Genomic DNA, 20510 nt, shown 5'->3' on the forward strand with positions numbered 1-20510 from the left:
TTAAATTCGTTGAGTATTATTTTCTTAATTATCCTAATTTTTTGCGTTGTCATTAACTGAAATTAATTCATACTTCAAATTGAAGTGCGGAATGTGGGTTATAAATTATCGATTTGCGCTTCTATTACAGACTGAATAGATGTTGAAACTTGTGAGAGAAAATTGTATCCAGTTAGGGATTCTAATGAGTCAACGCTAACCCGATAGTTTCTCCAATCCGCTGTTCGCACCCCTTGTATATTGGGAATATTTACAGCAATGACTCTCGTGCTATTTGTCACGCCAGCAAGACCTAAACCTGGAGTATCGAGGACAACAATAATTTTCCAGGTTCTATTAGGGACTTGAACCCGTCCATTAGCTATTGTATAGAACCTTCCATTAGAACCAGTACCGCCCATCCCATATCCACCAGATATAATGTAGAGTTCTTTACCCTGTCTTACTAGAGTTCTGGCATATTCCTCTAGGTTTGCCCAAATCCCCTGATTGTTATCTGGGGCTTGAGCAATCATGTTGCTCATCAAAAAGGTGGCAGAATTATTGTTAACACTACTAGTCCTGTCACCACTAGGGGTCATGTGACCACGATCAAACCCACTTCCACTAAAATCGGTAGATTGAACTTGATAGCACCCAGAAGGAAGGGTTGTATCAGCCCGGAAATTATCTTGCCTTGATGTGCTACCTAACCAACTACTATTCAATTGCCAAGACACCCAATTTGCTCTACCTGTTCCGCAGTTGTAACCAATTACATACTGTGGTTTGACTAGCAAGTAGTTATTTAGGTTGAAAGTTCCAGCATTGCTTGGGTTGCCAAGGGTTAGGTGAACGCTTACTGATGACTGGGCTGGTACAATCTGTGCCAACCCAATTATGAATAAAACTACTACTACAAATGGTAGTAAAAAGTTGAAAATCTTGACTTTTTTCACATTTTTGCACTTTTGATGACAAAAACAGTGTCCGAGTTCTTCACTTCAATATCAAGCATCCAGTGATACAAAAATCTTTATTTTTGTAATGGTAAATGTGTAGTGATACAATAGCCGGAAATCTTTGTTCGGCAAAAGTTAACAATCAATAAATTACTACTTTACCAGTATCTTAATAACGAGCCATGCCTACGGCGGGCTACGCCTACGCTTCAAATTTCCCATCTCTACACCAACATTTATACATCTAATTAGCAACGCCAATCTATATTTTTAGAGAAAATTTAATTTATGGGATAAATGAAGGCGATGCCTGCGGAAGCAAGGTACGCAGGTATCGCCTTTTCATTTGAGACATTCGTACAGGGGCAGATAGAAACTTGAACGTCAGCAGTTAATAGACCTCTTACAAAAGTCAAAAAATCAGGAATGTCATTCTGATCGGAATGCAGTGGAAAAAAGAATTTTACCAGATGTTTTACTCCGCTCAACATGACAATTTAAGCATTTATGCAAAATGTCTAATAATGAAGGTGAGCATACCTATTGCCTTAATGTCTAACTTTCTGGTTACAGCGGCGGCTATTTAATTACCTTAAAATTCTCAATAGTGAGATATTTTTCTTCATCAGCTATCTGACTGTTGTAATCAATATTAATTTGGGTTGGATAGCCGAATCTAGCACTGTATTGCACATTTAGGCTGAAAGCTTTACGGTTGATAGCATCTTGAATCACATCAAACAGCTTAGGAATTGTGTTGTAATTTTGGAAAAATTCTGGATTAACTGGTTTACCTGTAGCTACAGAAGTGACAGAAGTTGTTTGACCATTACGTACTTCAATTACTACTGGGCCTCTAGCATCGCCTATACAAAAGCAACTATTGCTAACTGTATAACGATAGTTGGAAATATTTTGCTGATTCCACAAATTGCGATTAAATTTTAATCGTCTTAGATTCAAATTCTTACTCGCTGGCGATTGTGCTATCTCTACGGGAGATTTGGACATTACTGGTAGGTTCAGTCCAAAAGATAGCAATAACCCGGCACTGATAATGATAGGTAAACGCATATCCATCTATTAAGTTTCAAAAGTATTATATATGTATTATATATATGAATTTATCTATTTGTTTAAGTACACTTTATATTTTTATTAAAATTCTTCAGTGGGGAGTCAAGAGCAAATAGCAAATTTATGACTGTACAAACTTGTTAGTGAGTGTAGTTTTAAGTCTATAGCTAAATCAGATCCGACGCTTTGGCGCAGCTCCCTTTCGGTATCGCATACGTGCGAAAATATTTTCTCTATGTCGTAAAATTTTTACTGTAAAAACAAATTTTTTATTTTAAGCATGAATGATTCACAAGTTTGGTATATTGTCAAACATTCTGCTGGTAATTGCAAAATTGTCCCCAGCGACAAAGTTGGAGACGATAATGTAGAGATTGTAGAACAGTGGGGGCCTTTTAGTTCGCAAGAAGAAGCGATCGCTCGGCGTGTAGGACTTATTAGGGCTGGAAAGTGCCAACCAGTTTAAGTTAGGAGTTAAAAGTTGACAATGGTTACCTTAAACGTTTGTAGAGACGTTGCATTGCAACGCCTCTACATTCTGTTTCGCAAGCGTCTAATGATGATTTTTATTCCTAACTCCTCACTATTCACTCCTAACTTTTCATTTTTCTGCCGTGGCTGCGCCCTGAGCAGCAATTTTTTTACCTATAACTTCCACTGCTTTAGCAAATTGAGGGTCTTGTAGGGTAGCGAGTTTGTCACGTTCGTTGAGCCACAAATCCTGTCGCTGGGCATCTGTCAAATCCACTTTTATATCTGGATCAATACCATGCTTATTAATATCTCTATCATTGGGCGTATGGTATTTAGCAATTGTCACCGCTAATCCTGAGCCATCTTCTAGTGGACGTACAGATTGTACTAATCCCTTACCAAAGGTTTGAGTTCCCACCAACGTTGCACGTTTGTTGTCCTGCAACGCTCCTGAAAGGATTTCGCTAGCACTGGCTGAACCTTTATCCACTAATATTACCAACGGTTTATTTGTCAGAGCGCGTCCGTTTGCCACTTCTCGCTCTCGCTCACCTTGGCGGTCAATGGTAGAAACAATTGTGCCTTTATTCAGCCACATCCGGGCAATATCTATACTAGAGAAGAGTAAGCCACCTGGATTACTGCGGAGATCAAGGATATATCCAGCTACCCGTTTGCTTTCTAAATCTTTGATTGCGGTTTGCATTTCTTTACTAGCATTGGCACTGAACTGATTCAAGCGAATGTAGCCAAGGTTACCTGCTGGAGTTTTCTTTTGGGAGTATTTAACTGGATGGATTTCAATCCGCGCTCTTTTGATGTCAAACTGTTTTGTCTGACCATTGCGCTGAATCATTAAAGTGACTTTCGATCCTGCTTCACCTCGAATCAGGGATACTGCCTGATTGGTATCCATCCCCTTGGTACTTTTATTGTCGATTTTGAGAATGATATCTTTTGCCAAAACACCAGCTTTAAAAGCTGGTGTATCTTCGATTGGCGCAATTACAACCAATTGCTTGGTTTTTTCATCCTGGCTGATCGTGATCCCAATCCCTGTCAGTTCTCCAGAGGTATCCACTTGCATATTCTTGAATTCCGCTGGGTCCATAAACCGGGTGTACGGGTCTTCTAGCTTTTTGAGCATTTCCCGAATGGACTTATACGCTTCCTGCGGATTACTGTAGGACTTGCTTAAGTATTCCTTACGAACAGCCTGCCAATCTACTTGATTAAAAGTACCGTCTACATATTGGCGTTGAACAATTTGCCAAACTTCATCTACTAATTCTTTGGGACTTGCTTTAAATAAAGCCTGACCTCGCGAGTGAATCCCAAGGCTAGTAACAGCGATTGTGGAGAGTGTCACTGCCGTAGCACCCAAAACAAGCTTACTTTTTGTAATCACCATAATGACAGCTGCGTCAGAGGGAAAATATATAGTCAGTATGCTCAATCTAACACAGGCTACCACTGTACAGACCGAGTATGTATCCCTAATTTAAACAAAATACTTGACAATCCGGCTAACTTGATGGTCTAAAGATACAAAACTTTTGGGCACAGGGCATGGGGCATGGGGCATGGGGCATTGGGTATTGGTTATTCTTCTTATCTCCCTTATCTCCCTTATCTCCCCCTGCTCCCTCATCTCCCCCTGCTCTCTTACGGTTCTACCCAGCGTTCATCGGCCTTAATGAGGTTAATTAATTCCTCTACACCTTTATCTTCTGGGACTTTTTTAATTTCCTCTCTACCACGATACAAAGAAATGTAACCAGGTGTTTTGCCAACATAGCCATAGTCGGCATCTGCCATTTCTCCAGGTCCATTGACAATACAACCCATAACTGCAATGTCTAAACCTGTTAAATGTTTAGTGGCTTCCCGGACTTTGTGTAGCACTTCTTCTAGGTTAAACAAAGTGCGTCCACAGGAAGGACAAGCGACGTATTCCACCATCGTTTTTCGCAATCCCAAAGCCTGGAGAATGCTGTAACAGACGGGAATTTCTTTTTCTGGTGCTTCTGTAAGTGAGACGCGAATTGTATCGCCAATGCCATCAGCAAGTAGGGTAGCAATACCAGCCGTGGATTTAATTCGCCCGTATTCGCCATCACCGGCTTCCGTAACGCCTAAATGTAGCGGATAGTCCATACCCAGTTCATCCATGCGCTTGGCGATCAGGCGATAGGCGGCTAGCATCACCGGTACTCGTGAGGCTTTCATGGAAATTACCAAGTTGCGGAAATCCAAGGATTCACAGATGCGAATAAATTCTATGGCAGATTCCACCATGCCTTCTGGGGTGTCACCGTAGGTAAATAGCATCCTTTCAGCGAGGGAACCGTGATTTACCCCAATTCGCATCGATTTGCCTTGATCGCGCAAAGAAACTACTAGAGGTTCTAGGGTTTCGCGGATTTTTTCGCCAATTTCGTCAAATTCGGCTTTAGTATACTCGGTTCGATTGACGTTGGGCTTTTCAAAAACATATAACCCGGGATTAATCCGCACTTTTTCTATGTGCTTGGAGACTTCCAGAGCGATTTTTAGTCCGTTGTGATGGACATCAGCCACAATTGGCACGTCTTGGTAAGTTTTTATTAATTTTTGTTTAATTTCTGCTAAAGCTTTAGCATGAGCCATACTCGGCACTGTGACACGGACAATTTCGCAGCCAATTTCGTGCAGACGACGAATACCAGCTACGGAACCATCAATATCAAGAGTGTCTTCGTTAATCATCGACTGCACTACAACGGGGTAGCCACCGCCAATGGTGACATTTCCCACCTTTACGGGACGGGTTTTACGCCGTTTAATAGTTGTGTCAAAGGTAGGTTGGCTGGATGTAGTATTTGAAGTATCTACTATGGGGAGAGTTTGCATAACCTGATTAGGTAAATTTGCTGTCGTTATTTGCTGTCGTTAAAATATCAGATTTGATAAATCTCTGTTTCTCAGATTGCCACAGGTGGTGGCTCTTTGGGACGATTAATATAGAAAAAAAAACGAAAATAAGACAGGCAAAGAAATAAAGAGCAATTCAAAGGTTTTGCTCATTTATAAAGATATATTGCTGAAAAATTCTTTTAACTGAGTAGCTTGAGTAGCGATCGCGCGGGTTTTATAGAAAAGCTTAAGGAAGCGATCGCTTTATTGCTGAGTCATAAATATTACTAATACCATCATAATTCTATGAGCTAACCTGCAATATCACGATTCATAAGAGCGATAACTTCTCTGCGAGACGCTACGCGAACGCTAACGCTAAAATTATGTTTTTCTAATACAAATATACTATTTAGTGTAGGCTTGAGAAAATTTCGGGATTGAAATTATTGATGTTATTACAGAATAAAAGCGACTGTAATTATGAATACCCAAATAAACCCCCAACTATTAATTCCCCCACACTTTAACCCTGAAGAAGTGGGCGAAGTCTGGCGCGTACCTTACCAAGAACGTGCCGCCGAAGCTGAAATCTGGGCAAAACAACACGATATCAAACCCGCATCTTTAGATAAAAGCCGGATTTGCTTGCTATTAATTGATGTCCAAAACACCTTTTGTATCCCAGAATTTGAATTATTTGTAGGTGGAAAATCTGGACATGGCGCAGTGGATGATAACGTCAGATTGTGTGAGTTTATCTATCGCAACTTGGGAGCAATTACAAAAATTGTACCTACTCTAGACACCCACACGGTAACGCAAATCTTCCATCCCATCTTTTGGGTGAACGCCGCCGGAGAACATCCTACCCCAGCAGCTACTAACATCACTCCAACAGACATTGAACAAGGTATCTGGAAGGTTAATCCAGCAGTTGCTGACAGTGTTACTAATGGAGATTATGAATTACTAGAAAAACACGCTTATCATTACATTAGAAAACTCAGCCAAGACGGTAAATATCCCCTCACCGTTTGGCCTTATCATTCTATGTTGGGCGGTATCGGTCATGCTTTAGTTTCATCAGTAGAAGAAGCCATCTTTTTCCACAGCATTGCTCGTCAGAGTCAGGCACAATTTGAAATTAAAGGTGAAAATCCCTTAACAGAGAACTATTCCATTTTACGTCCAGAAGTGTTGGAAGATTTTGAGCAACGCCCACTTGCCCAAAAGAACACGCGCCTGATAAAGCAACTTTTAGAATATGATGCAGTAATTATTGGTGGCCAAGCTAAAAGTCACTGTGTTGCCTGGACAATTGACGATTTATTAACAGAAATTAAACAGGTAGATGCTTCCCTTGCTCAAAAAATTTATCTTTTAGAAGATTGCACTTCCCCCGTTGTCGTTCCAGATGTTGTGGACTATACAGAACAGGCAAATGCTGCATTTGCAAGATTCGCAGAGGCAGGAATGCATATCATAATATCTAGCGAATTTGGGAATTGGGCATAGGGCATGGGGCATCGGACATGGATAAACAATTATAAATAATGGTTCTTCTTCCTTTGCTTACCCTGCTCCCTTGTCTCCTACTTCTCATTTCTTCAAATAACCCTTTGGATCTTCCGCTACCCAACCCAGGGATGAGGTAGAACGCACTTCAAAATGGAGGTGCGGTTGACTGGAGGTTGGTTGTCCACTAGTACCTACTGTTCCCAGTAAGTCGCCTTTGTTTATTTGCTCACCGACAGTAACCTTGATACTGTCAAGCTGGGCGTAGCGGCTTTGGAGTCCGCCAGCGTGATTAATAATGACTAACTTGCCATATGAACCTTGCTCATTAGCAAAGGCTACAGTTCCAGGCGCGATCGCTTGCACATTTGTACCAATTGGTGCTAATAAATCAACACCACTATGGAAGAAAACTTCATTTGTAGCAGGATTAATTTGCCAGCCATAAGCTAATCCCACATTTGCAGCTTCCCCCAAAGGATATCCAGCCAAGGATGCGCGGTTTGGCGTACCTCCACCAGTAGGCAAAGGGGACTTAGTTACAACACCATTGGGCGACCAATTTACCCCCGGAACAAACACAATTCTAGGGTCTTGTTGACAGCCATTCACTTCAAAAAGGCTATCAGCACGAACTTTATATTGTGCCGCCACTTGTCGCCAAGTTTGACCACTAGGCACTTCGACTACAATCCCATTGTAGGGAGGAATTTGAAGTACACTACCAACGGCTGCGATTGCACCGCTCTGCAAAGCTGGATTCATGCCGATAATAGTTGTAGGTAGGAGATTGTAACGCTGCGCTATCCTCTCCAAAGTTTCGCCACGAACAACTTTATGGCGTTGGAAGCGAGATAGGGCTGGAGTTGGGCAACCACCTACAGCAGCGTTGGCGCTGTTAGTGTTTGGCAACATGGATACTAGGCTTAAGGCGCTAACTAAGCTACAGAGAAACAGTTGACGAAAGGGTAAAATCATGTATACATATCAAAAGCGCATTAACTTTAAATTTTAGATGGAGAGTCTGGAAAGTGGGGAGCAGGGAGCAGAGGGGAAAGAGGTAATTTTAATTCTCCCCCTTGCTCCCTGTCCCCTACCCCTCTGCTTCTTTTGCCCCATGCCCAATACCCAATACCCAATATCCAATACTTAATTCCTCATAAATTGATCTATCCACTTGTCGTTAGCTTGACTACACTTAGAAGTTAGCAACTGCATTTCTGTCCTTAAGCAGAATGATTATGAAGTTATCCTTAAAGCAACTGTCGGTTTATTTATTTTTATTGGTGTTCGGGTGTGGTGCAGGTATATTTGGCAGTCGCTATCTCCTGCTAAAAAACCCCTCGTTTCAACAGTTAAAAAATGTAACAATGGCTTCGCCTCCAGAATCTGTAGTGCCAAATTCTTCTAATGGAGGGATTGGTTCTACCGGCGGCGATAATGTGAATTTTATTGCGACGGCAGTGCAAAAAGTTGGCCCGGCTGTGGTGCGAATTAATGCCACTCGCAAAGTTGCCAATCCTATCTCTGATGCTTTGAAAAATCCCCTCTTACGACGATTCTTTGGAGAGGATGAGCAACCAATTCCCCAAGAACGCATTGAGCGCGGTACAGGATCGGGATTTATTTTGAGCGAAGATGGAGAATTACTCACTAACGCTCATGTGGTAGCAGATACAGATACAGTACAAGTCACCCTCAAGGATGGTCGGAGTTTAGAGGGGAAAGTGGTAGGAGTTGACTCGGTGACAGATGTCGCAGTGGTGAAAATAAAAGCTGATCATTTACCGACTGTGAAACTGGGCAATTCGCAAAACTTAATCCCAGGGCAATGGGCGATCGCTATTGGCAATCCTCTAGGTTTAGATAATACTGTCACTATTGGCATCATTAGCGCTACAGATCGCACCAGCACTCAAGTCGGTGTCCCCGATAAGCGAGTCAGCTTTATTCAAACTGATGCCGCAATTAACCCTGGTAATTCTGGTGGCCCCTTGTTAAACGCCCAAGGCGAAGTGATTGGTGTTAACACTGCCATCCGCGCCGATGCTCAAGGGCTTGGTTTCGCCATTCCCATTGAAACTGCCGCCCGCATAGCCAATCAACTTTTTACTAAAGGGCGTGTGGAACATCCCTTCTTGGGTATTGAAATGGCAGACCTTTCTCCCATCAAAAAACAGCAGATTAATCAAGAAAACCAACTGAACATTGAGCAGGAAGCCGGGATTGTGATTAAAGGAGTCACAGATAATTCCCCAGCCAAGCGTAGAGGGCTGCTTCCTGGGGACGTGATTCAAAAAGTTAATGGTAAAGCAGTCAAAACCTCAGCCCAAGTTCAGAAGCTGGTAGAGTCTAGCCAAGTTGGGGACATAATAGCTATCGAAGTCAACCGCAACGGTAAAATTCAAACCTTCAAAGTACAATCAGGAGCTTATCCTGAAAGGAAGTAGGCAGAATAATTCGTAACTAATTAATTCGTAATTCGGAGTTACAAGAATTTCGCAGACTCGCTATAAGCGTACTCCTAAGGAGAAGCAAGTTACACGTAATGATGCGCGCTAAAAAAGTATAAACACTCTTTACGGTCGTTAATTGTTAACTGTTAACTGTTGACGGTTAACGGTTATCAGTCATCAGCCTTCATGTAAATATTCAACTTAAATGGGTAACGGCATAGCAACTTTTAGAGATGCTATGCCGTTACATAGCGTCTTCCCTTCTCCCAAAAGGAGACGTTAGCGCCTGCCGTAGGATGCCCAAAGGGCTATAGGGAGAAGAGAAGGCTTTACGCTGCGTAGTGGAAGCTTTAACTCTCCACTGTCTTATGAACCACCAAATTCAGATATTTTGGTGCTAGCTTGTACCTTCTTAATTACGAATTACGTAGCTTGCCTCTCGCCGGAGGCGAGTATTACAAATTAGTAATTATTTGATCAATAGTCCAAGAATCTATGACTACTGACTATTGATTATTGACCATTAGATAAATGCTCTAACTGCATTCTTTGTTCCATCTGGCGCAGAAAATACCCTGTCATCATGGCCGACGCTAGAAGCCCAGCTAAGTTCTCCCGATCTGTTGTGATTTGCACGTTGAAACTTTCAGCCGGGAGCATTCCCACAAGCCCTTGGACATTTTGCGAGATGATTTGTTTAATTTCGGGGCTGGCAGACTGAGCAATCCTCGCTAAAACATCAGGAGACTGATGCTGTAAATATTTGAGTAACTGATTGGGGTATTGCTCAGAGTGGTCGGAAAGAAGTTGATTAGGGTGTTCCTCAGAGTTGTCATTCAAAAAGTCAGGATTAAACACCATTGGCAGTTTTATTTAGCTTAATTGCTAACTCTACTCTAAACCATAGTACAAGGGTAATGCATTCACCATAGGTATAAGTCATTGGGCATTCGGTACAAGGGGCAGAGAGCAGGGAGCAGAGGGGAAAGAGTAATTTTATTTTATTCTCTCCCTTGCTCCGGGCTTCCTCCCCTAGTTCCCACTCCCCACTCCCTTTAGTTCTAGTTCTAGTTCTAGTTGTTCTTCCTTTTGGCTATTGGAAAGTATTTGCGGGAGTTGTTCAATTTGGAAATACTGATGAAATTTTGGGGTTACTTGGAGTGAATAGGAGCGAGAATCATTGTCTCGGCGCTTTCGGATGAAACCAAGTTCGACGAGTTCCGGAACGTGTTGATATACTCCTGAACCGCGTAGATTAATCAAGTCGCTCTGGAGTATAGGACTATTAAGGGCGATCGCAGCCAAAGTCCGCAATGCACCTACACCCAATTCTACTGGTATCATCGTTTGCACTAAGTCATGAAAGTCAGACCGGAGTTGCAAACTGTAACCATCTGGGGTTTCGATTACCTCTAAGGCACTATCTCGGTGGGCATAGTTGTCCATTAGTTCAATTATCCCTTCCTTGACAGCAGCGCGATCGCACGCGGCATACTCGGCAATTTCGCCGAGCGACAAGGGTTTACCCTTTAAATACAGAATTGCTTCTATCTTCGTCGCTATGGCTGTAATCATTTAGTCATTGGTCATTAGTCATTGGTTATTGGTCATTAGTACATGACAACTAACAATCAACAAGTGTGTGGCATTATATCGTAAATTGCCAAAATATTGTTTGAAACTTTCAATTAGGGCATTGAGAAGAGGCAGAGGGGAAAAAGATAATTTTTATTCTCCCCCTACCTCCCCTGCCTGCCCTGCTCTCCCTGTCCCCCACTCCCTCAAAAACCTCTAGTTGTGAGAATAAATTCTGCGATCGCTAAATCTTGTGGAGTAGTCACTTTTAAATTTGTCTCTTCTCCCTCGACAATTCGCACTTCAATACCACACCTTTCAAGTAAAGCCGCGTCGTCAGTTACTTCCCAGCCTTGACGGACACCTTCAGCGTGGCACTGTTTCAACAACTTGACATTAAATCCTTGGGGAGTTTGTGCTGCCCATAATTGTCGTCTATCGGGTGTTTTTTGAATTATGCCTTGTTCATCGACAACTTTGATGGTGTCTTTGACAGGTACACCTGCAATTAAACCAGGACAGTGGCGAATGGCCTCGGCACAAGAGTTAAATAAATCTGGTGTGACAAGGCATCTGGCCCCATCATGAATCAATACTTGTTCTGCGGTCGCTGGTAGCGCCTGCAAGCCGTTGTAAACAGATTCCTGGCGGGTGGAACCACCTGTGATCAATTCCACTGGTTTAGTTAGCTTGAGATCGGCGAAAATTGCTTTGAAGTCTGGCCAATCAGTAGGCTGAGAAATAATCCCGATCCAACTGATGGTATTCGCGGCTTCTGCGGCTAATAGAGTCCAAGCAATAATTGGTTGCGATCGCACGAGCAGCAGGAGTTTATTGCGGTTACTCCCCATTCTTTTTCCGATTCCCGCAGATGGAATTAGTAAATACACAGAATTCCTCAATCTTTAAGCTATATATTTTCCCCTAAAATAGGGAGCGAGTAAGCGTCAATAAATATTATGCGAGTAGTAGCCCTTGTACCTGGCGGAATTGGCGACCAAATTCTCTTCTTTCCGACTCTAGATGACCTGAAGCGTAATTATCCTAACGCTCAGATAGATGTCGTTGTTGAACCCCGGTCAAAGGCTGCCTACCGAGTGAGCAAGTCAGTTCACGAGGTACTGACCTTTGATTTTCAAGACCGTAATAGTCTGGCAGATTGGGGTAACCTGGTGGGCACAATTCGCGATCGCGAATACGATATTGCCATTGCTGTTAAGCAAAATTGGTTGGTGGGTCTGATACTCTGGTTGACAGGAATCACCACACGCATTGGCTACCAAGGCAAAGGGGCGGTTTTTCTTACCAACGCTGTCCTATTCAAACCATCCCAGTATGCGGCGGCAGTATATCATGATTTGCTGCAACCATTAAGCATAAAAACCCCTGTTCCAGAGTTAGCTGTAAATGTGCCAAAACCAGATATTGAGTGGGCACAAAATGAACAAAAACGCTTAGGGGTACATGAAACAGGCTATATCTTGATTCATGGCGGTTCTGGCCAGTTATCCCAGGCTAAAGAACTGGATAAAATTTACCCTGTCGATAAGTGGCACCAAATTATTCAAAACTTCCAAGATAAGCAGCCGGATCTGCCTGTGGTGGTGATTAAGGGAATTGATGATGAGCAGTTTGTGCGATCGCTTCTGGGGTCTTCTCCAGATATCAAGGTGACTGCCCCAGATGATATTGGCAAGGTAACTGCTATAATTGCCGGAGCAAATCTGATGTTAGCTACTGATAGTGCGGCACTACAACTGAGTGTTGCAGTCCAAACTTATACCATTGCCCTATTTGGCCCCACCAATCCAGCTAGGTTGTTGCCGAAAAACGATAAGTTTTTGGCTATTGAATCCCCTACGGGAAAAACGGCGGATATTTCACCAAACGCAGTTTTAGAGAAAATCTGGGGTGGCTAAACCAGCAGGTTGTCCCAATTTATGCAATCAGCTTATTGGATATCCAATGTAGTTATGCGTTTGTTAAATGACCGCAAAACCTGGCCGTGACAGCTAGATTTTGCGGTTATTTCAGTATTTAAAAAAGAAGCCAGAAGTTATACCAATTTGAAAAAAGAATGCGACATATGGGTAGGGGCACAACAATGTTGTGCCCTTACAAATAATTGATGTGTCGCAAACATTATTTGAATTGGTATTAGAATTCAGAGTCAATACCCTCTCTACGAGACGCTATTCTATCCCTCGGTAGCACAGAATTCATCCTGAATTCTTTTTTGTTAAAATATCTCAAAAAAAGCATCCTCTAATTCATAACCCAGCATTTGGGCCATAGACTTCAGCCGCGAGAGACTGGGGATATCCTGCTGTTTGAGCCAATCACCTAAAATAAAGATTTTGTGCATCAAAAATATTTCTAAGGCTTCAGGATTATACTGAATGCCTTCCTTGGAACTGAACTGGTGTGGTACTAGCATGGCGGCATAACGAGCAAATTCTCCAGCTTTCCAATCTAGTAAAAATGGTAACCAAGGGTATTTGGCATCTAGGCGCACAAACCACAGCCGCACCTCTGGAATTTCTGAGAGTTCCCGTGGATCGTCAGGTTTGAGTTCATAATTGATATCAAAGCATAGCTGCTGTTCATGGGATGCGACCCCACCATCTTGCAGCAGTTGTTCAATCACCGTAGACGCAGGCGATAAATCCAGATTGTTAATGAAGTCATTATTCAGTGCGATCGCAATTGTCTTTGATTCAGCAGCCACTTTCTTGATGCTCAACTGTAGGATCGAGAATATACAGTAGCAGCTTTTAGGACTTGACGCTACATTGACCTTTACTAGCACAAAGTCTTCTTCACAAAGCAATTAGTATTTAGTGATACCAATTCTCCCTCAACTTGTATTTAATACTTACTTTTTAGGTACTTCCAACAAATAAATTATCTAATCTTCTGGGTGTGCGTCTCGCCTGCCCCAAAGTGGACATTTACAGCAAATTTAAGTTAAAGTTGTAATGAGTTTGTTTTAGATTAAGGTCTGACAAAGTAGCCATCAACAAGCAAAAAAATCATTATCGCAACCTGTAACTTCCGCAGCATCAAAAGCCAAAACACAAGTACAGGGAGAAAAAGCTGTGTGCAATATCATTGCATATATTAAATAAGCAATAAACATTGAAATGGGAAAATTCCCTCAACAGTTAACAAGCTGTAATATGCCAAAACAAACAATTTCTACAAAACCAATTCGTTCATTAGAAGATGCGCTAGATCGCTGTCAAATCCTGGGTATGCGCGTCAGCCGCCAGCGTCGTTTTATTCTGGAATTACTTTGGCAAGCAAATGAACATCTTTCTGCTAGAGAGATTTATGATCGCTTGAACCAAGAAGGTAAAGATATCGGTCATACCTCTGTTTATCAAAATTTAGAAGCATTATCCAGTCAGGGTATCATTGAGTGTATTGAACGCTGTGATGGGCGTTTGTACGGCAATATTAGTGACTCTCACAGTCATGTCAACTGTATAGATACAAATCAAATTCTTGATGTTCATGTGGAACTTCCAGAAGATTTGATCCGCAAAATTGAAGAACAAACAGGAGTGCGGATTACTGACTACAGTATTAACTTTGTTGGCTACCGCAACCCGCAAGAAAGCTGATGGAAGTTAGGAGTCATTCAATTTTAGATTTTGGATTAAATAATAGATTTTAAATCTAAAATTGACGGCTTTCCTAGCTAATAAAACCTAATAATCATTATTATCATCAATAAGGTTATTGCCAAAAACTGTCTCATCATCGACATCATCATCATATAAATCTACTGGTGCAATTGTGCCTTCAGAGCTTTCAATTAGTCCGTTCGCAGGGAGTTTGTTCCAATTATTATCTGTGTTTGCCGTAATTTTGACGGTATCTAAGAAGGGTTGCTGCGATGCCTGCGGCGGTAAACTACGCAAATGTTTCAGTCCTTGAAAGGATTCTTTGGAGAACAAGGCACCATTATCAGCAGCTAATTCTTTGTCAGCCTCAATGAGAATTGCATCCAATAAGCAGGCCTTGGTGAGATCGGCTGAATTAAGATTTGTCCCCATAAGGTTAGCTTGTTGGAGGTTTGCGCCTGTAAGGTTAGCCTGTTGGAGGTTTGCACCTGCGAGGTTCGCCTGTTGGAGGTTTGCACCTGCGAGGTTCGCCTGTTGGAGGTTTGCACCTGCGAGGTTCGCTCCGATTAACTCCGCATTGGATAAGTTTGTCTGCTCAAGATTTACCCCAGTTAACATTACTTGCCACAAAGAGGCTCCCGATAAATTGAGTCCAGCCAGAGACTTAATTCGGGTTGTGAAGGTATTTTTATGCAAAAGGGTTGTTCTAGCAATTAACGCACTTAAAGCCTCTGGATTGAATTCTGTTAAATTGAGTGGATTGCCACAAGGCCAAAAAGGAATTTTTGTTTCTCGGTAGCAAGCACAAAGCAATATAAATACATTCAGTCCCACCGCAGCATTCACTTGCTCAACATTCACTGGGTTTTGCAGTGCGTGAAAATGAGTCAAAGCTTGGTGAGCTATTCCTTCATCCAACCAATAGCCCTGACAGTAAGCACGCCAGAAAGACAAAAGCCGTTGAGACAAAACCTCAAAGGAAAACTTGTGCTTTTGCTCGCGGCGCAAAATTGCGATCGCCAGTTCTTCAATTTCTTGGCTAAGTATCCCATAACCCAGTAAATTGTAGAGATGCTGGGCTACGCTACTAGGAGAATCAAGGACAAAGGTGAGTGTGCCATAAGCTTCATTTTGGTACTGAGTTAATAATTTCAACTCAGCAGTCACAGCTTTAGCACAAAGAAATTCTCCTAACTTGACATGAGAAAACTCAATTAGACTACTTTGTGCGGCAGTCGCTACAACGTGCGTTGGGCGGCTTTGCCGACTTGTACCCCTGCGGGGAAACAAGCTACGCGCAGCGTTCTTGACAGGAGAAGCAAGTGGCGTGGGAACCTCCGCAATGCGCTGCCTTGCCTGTGCACCTCTTGAGCTTTCTAAATCTTGAATTTTAAAGTAAAACCCTGGCAAAGTGTTAGGTTTCTCAGCCAAATTAATTTGATGACGTTGTGAGTGTAGAATTTTTAGAGCGATCGCTTGCATCTGCTCAAGTAAATCTTGGGGACGACGATTAGCGAGTAAATTAGCGATCGCTTCTGGAGTCCGATGGATATGAGCCGATCCTGAGCGCAGTAGCATCGTTTTGATCCCACCAGTTAACGGATAGCCCAACAACCATCGGCTCAGGCGATGATAAATTTCCCATAACAGAAAAGACTTTGGGGTATTAGCAGCTAATTGCAATACCTCATCATCTAGCAGTCCGTCGCGGTGTAAAATGCCCAATAAATGCAGCATTAGGGGTTGACGGACAAGGACAGATAGTTCTGTTAACTTTGATTGACTGGTAAATAAGTCTGCCTGTTTTAAGAATGTAAAGAAATTTTGAGCGATCGCCAATGATTGAACCTTTGCCCACTGCTGAAACCATTGTTTGAGTTCCTCGACATCCAACGGCTGAATGATAATTCGCTTCAATGGTAGGGGTATCTCTGGGGCGATTTCCTGTAATGTTGTTGACCGGCTCGTTAACACAATTTTGTGTCTATGCTGAGACTGAAAGTTCAGTAATTGCTGAATAAAAATTGCTTTTGCCCTTATACCATGAGTAGAAGGGGGCAGTTCATCCAAACCATCCAGCAGCAACAGACAAGGGAGATTTTCTTGCTCTAACCAAGTTGAAAGATTAATAGGAAAAGCAGAATTTAGGGTATCGATTAAAGTTTTGCTATATTTTACATCCCGTAACCTAATTACTATAGGCATCCAAACAGGGTAAAACTCTTGTGCTATCTGTGCTGCCCAGAGTTGGCAAAAACTCGTTTTTCCATAGCCAGGTTCCGACTCAATGACAGCAATGGTTTCTAAATCAGCTAGCTGTTGCTGCGCCCATGTTTTTAAATCAACTGGTTTAACAGTTTTTTTATCCTGCTCAGAAATACTTTCCTCTATTGGTAAGCCTTTTTGTGCAACATAGATATCCTTAAGGGAAAATGATTCTGTAAGTAAAGGCATACTGAGGTTTTTAATCAAACTTGCACGGTAATGTTCTCGATGCAAGTCAATTTTCTCAGCCACTGTAGAACCAACTTCTGGAGCGATCAAACTGGGAGATAACGAAATTCCCAAACGGAAAAATTTTTGTAGTTGAGCTAAAGAGGCAGCATTCTCAGTAACGACTACCAGTAAGTTACCAGGAAGTGAGTTGACCAAACGTTCTGTTAAGAGTTTAGCTTCAGGTTCCTCTGCACCATTGGCAACTAACCAAGCTATGGCAGCATTATTTATTTGTTGCACCAGTAAAGAATCTGCAACCAGAGACAGTGCTTGCTCCGCTTGAGTGTCAGTCAATTTACCTGGGCTGAGAGTTTTTAATAATCCTTGCAGTTGTGAGTCTTGGAGGGTAAGTTTACCCACATCCTCTTTAGGTATTTGTGCTTTGATTGGTATACTTGCCCGATCTAGCCACGGTCTTTGCAGCCTTGCTTCCTGCTCTATAATTGCTTGCAAAGCTTGGAGGTAGGCGATTTGGAACGCTAGCCATGTGCCTTCGTTACGTTTTAATGGTTTTTTTTGGCTGAGACTACGCAAGAGGTTTTCTGTCAACTGGGAAATGACACTGATTTCTTCCCAAACAATTCCTAAAGGCAGTTCTAAAACCTCTACCAAAGTACAGATATCAAAAGGCATGAGGCTTTTGACTTCCATATCCTGAACAATTCGGTAGGCAATACCTGCCAATTGCCCCTCCGAAAATCCTTTAATTTGATTGATTGCGAGATAGCGTTCTGCCAACCAGTGCCGAATACTCAAGTTCATTTAATTACACAGTGACGGCTGCATAAGGCAATTATGATCGATTTATTCAGTTTGCCAAAACAGGTGACAATAGGGAAGACAAAGTTTTGTATCAAAGCTGTTTTCTGATTGGCAAAAAACAGTGCTTGTCTAATCGAGTAAACTATGAGCGATCGCCATCTCAAATTATTGTTAATCGACCAAGACCCGATTTTTCGTTTGGGATTACGGGTAGCTCTAGAAGCAATTCCTAGTCTAGAAGTAACAGGAGTAGTTGAAACTGACACTGCTGCCTTGCAGATTTTAGCAGAAATTGCCCAAGAAGACCCTAAACAGGTAAATTTGGTTGTTTTAGAATTCGGTAATGGTCGCTCCACCACCAGTCAGCAGCTAGGTTTACAATTCTGTCGGCAACTCAGAGCTTTGTACCCTAACTTGCCAATTTTGCTCCTCAGTTCTATTCAAGAACAAGGATTGCTATTGGCTGCAAAATCTGTTGGTGTAAATGGCTATTGTCCCAAAGGCACACCACTTACTGAGTTAGTCGTCGCTATGCAAGAAGTTGCAGATGGTGGTTCCTATTGGTTTCGGGAGATAGAAACAATCACAACTCCTAATTCCCCACTCCCCACTCTCCACTCCCCACTCCCTTTTTCTAAACTACGAAATAATTTACGTTTGTCAGGAATTGATTACATCAATACTACCCTAGCCGCAGTAACAGCACAATTACAAGTTCCCGGATTACCAGTATTAGATCGGGCAATTCTAGCTGGACAGAGGCGAGAACTACTAACGGCTCGTTGGTTGTTAAATCGGTTGTTGGTTTCATCACAAGAAAGGCAAGAGGAAGATATTCCGGTTGCTGATCAGCCTCCTCTGCCTCCTTCGTTGAGTAGTGCCATTCAGCGAAGGCAAACGGTGTCACCTTTACTTAGCCCAGGAGCGCTACAATCTGCCTTGTTTGCGTCTTGCATTACTAAACTTCAATTTCCTTTACAAAATGTCACAGATGTCCCTTTAGAAATTGACATTTTTCGTGAAGATAAAAAACGTGAATTACTTTATCTTATCCTACAAAAATTAGCTAAACAGTTAGATGAACTGCGTGTTTCTGGAATTGAGATCAATCAATTATATGAGGTGAAACTTACCTTATTGCGTGATTTATGGCAATCAGCAATTACAGATTTTTTTGGAAGGTTCTCTCGAATAAAAATAGGAAATCGAAATATAGAAATTATTAATTTATTACTCCAAAATACAGAAGTTGTCCAGAGAGATATTCTCAATAACATTCCGCTAGTTTATGAATTGTATTCTTATCTACTATTTCAAACAGAATTGAACATTGATAATACCTCCTATCCAGTAGTGAGTGCTGAAGCCAAGTCCCAAGCATCAATGATTTTAGAAAACTTGTTAATTCAGGTAGCGAACGGAGTAATACAACCACTATTAAATTCTTTAGCAGATGTAGAAGTGATTAAGCAGAATTTATATGGACGCCAATTTATTTCCACAAGAGATATTGAACGGTTTAGAAATGATTTATCGTGGAAATATAGATTAAGAAATTATATAAATGAGCCAAAAGCAGTTTTTGAAAGCCGTTATGATTTATTTGTAATTGCGCCTCGCGGTATTGCCAATACTTCAGTTTATGCTCCTCGAAATCAGGAGTTAGCAAAACTTTCTAATATTCCTTTAGTAGTGACATTATTTTTAGAATTTAGTGATGCGATCGCACCGCGTTTAAAATCACTATTAGCTTTTGCAGGTAGCGGTATAGTTTTTATTCTTACCCAAATAATTGGTCGTGGTTTAGGTTTAATCGGTCGTGGTATTCTTCAAGGTATTGGTAGTGTTTCGTTAATAGAAAAAAACTTGAGACGAAATAGCGATCGGACTAAGTGAAGGAGCAGGGGCAGGGAGCAGGGGAAGAAGAATTATTGATAAATGACAAATGACAAATGATTTTATCGGGCTTGCAATTTCTTATGTTTACGCTATTAGTCTGCTCGTTATTGGCGAGGGACTGCGTAGGCTTTTTGACGTGAAGCCGGATTTGACCCGCAAAGTGATCCATGTTGGTGCAGGGATGTGGGTTTTCGGTGTTTTGCTGCTATTTAATCGGTGGGAAATCGGAATTATACCTTTTGCTACCTTTATCGGACTCAACTACCTGTTCTACCGATACCGATTCATTGGCGCAATGGATACTCAAGATAGCTCCCCTGGTACGGTTTATTTCGCTATCTCAGTGACGCTGCTTTTCGGGCTACTCTGGCGACCAGATGGGCCAGTAGACAGCGCCCCAATCGCTGTTGCTGGGATAATGGCGATGACCTGGGGAGATGCACTAGCAGCATTAATTGGTAGACGCTTCGGGCAGCATAAATACCAAGTGGGAAGTTCTGTGCGTTCTTGGGAAGGTTCAGCAGCAATGTTTGTGGCGAGTACAGTAGCTATTTTCTTGGTGCTGTTGCTGCTACCTGGCTCGTCACTAAGTCCCTTAGCAAAACCTTTTAGTTTGGCATGGGCTTTGTTCACTACGGTAATAACTGCTGCTTTCGCCACCCTAGCAGAGGCAGTCTCACCCCACGGTACGGATAACCTCAGCGTGCCTCTAGTAGCTGCGGGGGTAGTTTGGATTATCATGCAGGGATTTTAAGTGACTCCAATCACCTCATTCCCAGTCTCCGACT

Annotated in this window: 17 protein-coding genes; 7 read left to right on the forward strand and 10 right to left on the reverse strand. The window is 42.1% G+C overall.

The window, feature by feature from the left end:
* Positions 1-98: 98 nt before the first annotated feature.
* Entirely contained in the window at positions 99-938 is an 840-nt protein-coding gene (locus tag H6G26_RS11815) for a DNA/RNA non-specific endonuclease (protein WP_190729440.1), read from the reverse strand.
* A gap of 582 nt (positions 939-1520) precedes the next feature.
* Entirely contained in the window at positions 1521-2015 is a 495-nt protein-coding gene (locus H6G26_RS11820; RefSeq protein WP_190729441.1) for a DUF6174 domain-containing protein, read from the reverse strand.
* A gap of 283 nt (positions 2016-2298) precedes the next feature.
* Between H6G26_RS11820 and H6G26_RS11825 the strand changes: the two genes are divergently transcribed.
* Entirely contained in the window at positions 2299-2484 is a 186-nt protein-coding gene (locus H6G26_RS11825; RefSeq protein WP_190729442.1) for a transposase, read from the forward strand.
* Between the two features lie 135 nt (positions 2485-2619).
* Here the strand turns inward: H6G26_RS11825 and ctpC are convergent, their stop codons facing one another.
* Together ctpC and ispG are read right to left on the reverse strand one after the other, a co-directional pair.
* On the reverse strand, positions 2620-3903 hold the full coding sequence (ctpC, locus tag H6G26_RS11830) for a carboxyl-terminal processing protease CtpC (protein WP_190729443.1): 1284 nt from the start codon (positions 3901-3903) through the stop codon (positions 2620-2622).
* Positions 3904-4157: 254 nt separating this feature from the next.
* The gene (ispG, locus tag H6G26_RS11835; protein ID WP_190729444.1) at positions 4158-5384 is read right to left on the reverse strand and encodes a (E)-4-hydroxy-3-methylbut-2-enyl-diphosphate synthase; all 1227 of its coding nucleotides are present in this window, start codon (positions 5382-5384) and stop codon (positions 4158-4160) included.
* Between the two features lie 486 nt (positions 5385-5870).
* Here ispG and H6G26_RS11840 point away from each other — a divergent pair, with 486 nt between their 5' ends.
* Positions 5871-6905, forward strand: coding sequence for an isochorismatase (locus tag H6G26_RS11840; RefSeq protein ID WP_190729445.1), 1035 nt, complete (start codon positions 5871-5873; stop codon positions 6903-6905).
* Positions 6906-6989: 84 nt separating this feature from the next.
* Here H6G26_RS11840 and H6G26_RS11845 read toward each other — a convergent pair whose 3' ends face one another.
* Positions 6990-7883, reverse strand: a complete 894-nt coding sequence (locus tag H6G26_RS11845; RefSeq protein WP_190729446.1) for a M23 family metallopeptidase — start codon at positions 7881-7883, stop codon at positions 6990-6992.
* 263 nt (positions 7884-8146) lie between these two features.
* On the opposite strand from H6G26_RS11845, the gene H6G26_RS11850 reads away from it, so the two are divergent.
* The gene (locus H6G26_RS11850; protein ID WP_190729447.1) at positions 8147-9355 is read left to right on the forward strand and encodes an HhoA/HhoB/HtrA family serine endopeptidase; all 1209 of its coding nucleotides are present in this window, start codon (positions 8147-8149) and stop codon (positions 9353-9355) included.
* A gap of 519 nt (positions 9356-9874) precedes the next feature.
* Here the strand turns inward: H6G26_RS11850 and H6G26_RS11855 are convergent.
* From H6G26_RS11855 to ispD, 3 genes are all read right to left on the reverse strand, one after another.
* The gene (locus H6G26_RS11855; protein WP_190729448.1) at positions 9875-10222 is read right to left on the reverse strand and encodes a DUF760 domain-containing protein; all 348 of its coding nucleotides are present in this window, start codon (positions 10220-10222) and stop codon (positions 9875-9877) included.
* Between the two features lie 171 nt (positions 10223-10393).
* Positions 10394-10936 (reverse strand): SMC-Scp complex subunit ScpB, encoded by a 543-nt coding sequence (gene scpB / locus H6G26_RS11860; protein ID WP_190729449.1) that lies wholly within the window; start codon positions 10934-10936, stop codon positions 10394-10396.
* 206 nt (positions 10937-11142) lie between these two features.
* A complete protein-coding gene (gene ispD / locus H6G26_RS11865; RefSeq protein ID WP_190729450.1) occupies positions 11143-11826 on the reverse strand; it encodes a 2-C-methyl-D-erythritol 4-phosphate cytidylyltransferase in 684 nt (227 codons plus the stop codon).
* 69 nt (positions 11827-11895) lie between these two features.
* Here ispD and H6G26_RS11870 point away from each other — a divergent pair, with 69 nt between their 5' ends.
* Entirely contained in the window at positions 11896-12855 is a 960-nt protein-coding gene (locus H6G26_RS11870) for a glycosyltransferase family 9 protein (RefSeq protein WP_190729451.1), read from the forward strand.
* A gap of 320 nt (positions 12856-13175) precedes the next feature.
* On the opposite strand, the gene H6G26_RS11875 is transcribed toward H6G26_RS11870, so the two are convergent.
* The gene (locus H6G26_RS11875) at positions 13176-13664 is read right to left on the reverse strand and encodes a CRR6 family NdhI maturation factor (protein ID WP_190729452.1); all 489 of its coding nucleotides are present in this window, start codon (positions 13662-13664) and stop codon (positions 13176-13178) included.
* Between the two features lie 451 nt (positions 13665-14115).
* Between H6G26_RS11875 and H6G26_RS11880 the strand changes: the two genes are divergently transcribed.
* Positions 14116-14562 carry a Fur family transcriptional regulator gene (locus H6G26_RS11880; RefSeq protein WP_190729453.1) on the forward strand — a complete coding sequence of 149 codons (447 nt, stop codon included), beginning with the start codon at positions 14116-14118 and terminating at the stop codon, positions 14560-14562.
* 87 nt (positions 14563-14649) lie between these two features.
* On the opposite strand, the gene H6G26_RS11885 is transcribed toward H6G26_RS11880, so the two are convergent.
* Positions 14650-17823: a pentapeptide repeat-containing protein gene (locus H6G26_RS11885; RefSeq protein ID WP_190729454.1), complete on the reverse strand. Its 3174-nt coding sequence runs from the start codon at positions 17821-17823 to the stop codon at positions 14650-14652.
* Positions 17824-17967: 144 nt separating this feature from the next.
* On the opposite strand from H6G26_RS11885, the gene H6G26_RS11890 reads away from it, so the two are divergent.
* Together H6G26_RS11890 and H6G26_RS11895 are read left to right on the forward strand one after the other, a co-directional pair.
* Positions 17968-19719: a DUF3685 domain-containing protein gene (locus tag H6G26_RS11890; protein ID WP_190729455.1), complete on the forward strand. Its 1752-nt coding sequence runs from the start codon at positions 17968-17970 to the stop codon at positions 19717-19719.
* 49 nt (positions 19720-19768) lie between these two features.
* Positions 19769-20476 carry a phosphatidate cytidylyltransferase gene (locus H6G26_RS11895; protein ID WP_190729456.1) on the forward strand — a complete coding sequence of 236 codons (708 nt, stop codon included), beginning with the start codon at positions 19769-19771 and terminating at the stop codon, positions 20474-20476.
* The last annotated feature ends 34 nt before the right edge of the window (positions 20477-20510 follow it).

It is taken from the genome of Nostoc sp. FACHB-888, assembly GCF_014696655.1.
Taxonomy (GTDB): Bacteria; Cyanobacteriota; Cyanobacteriia; order Cyanobacteriales; family Nostocaceae; genus Nostoc.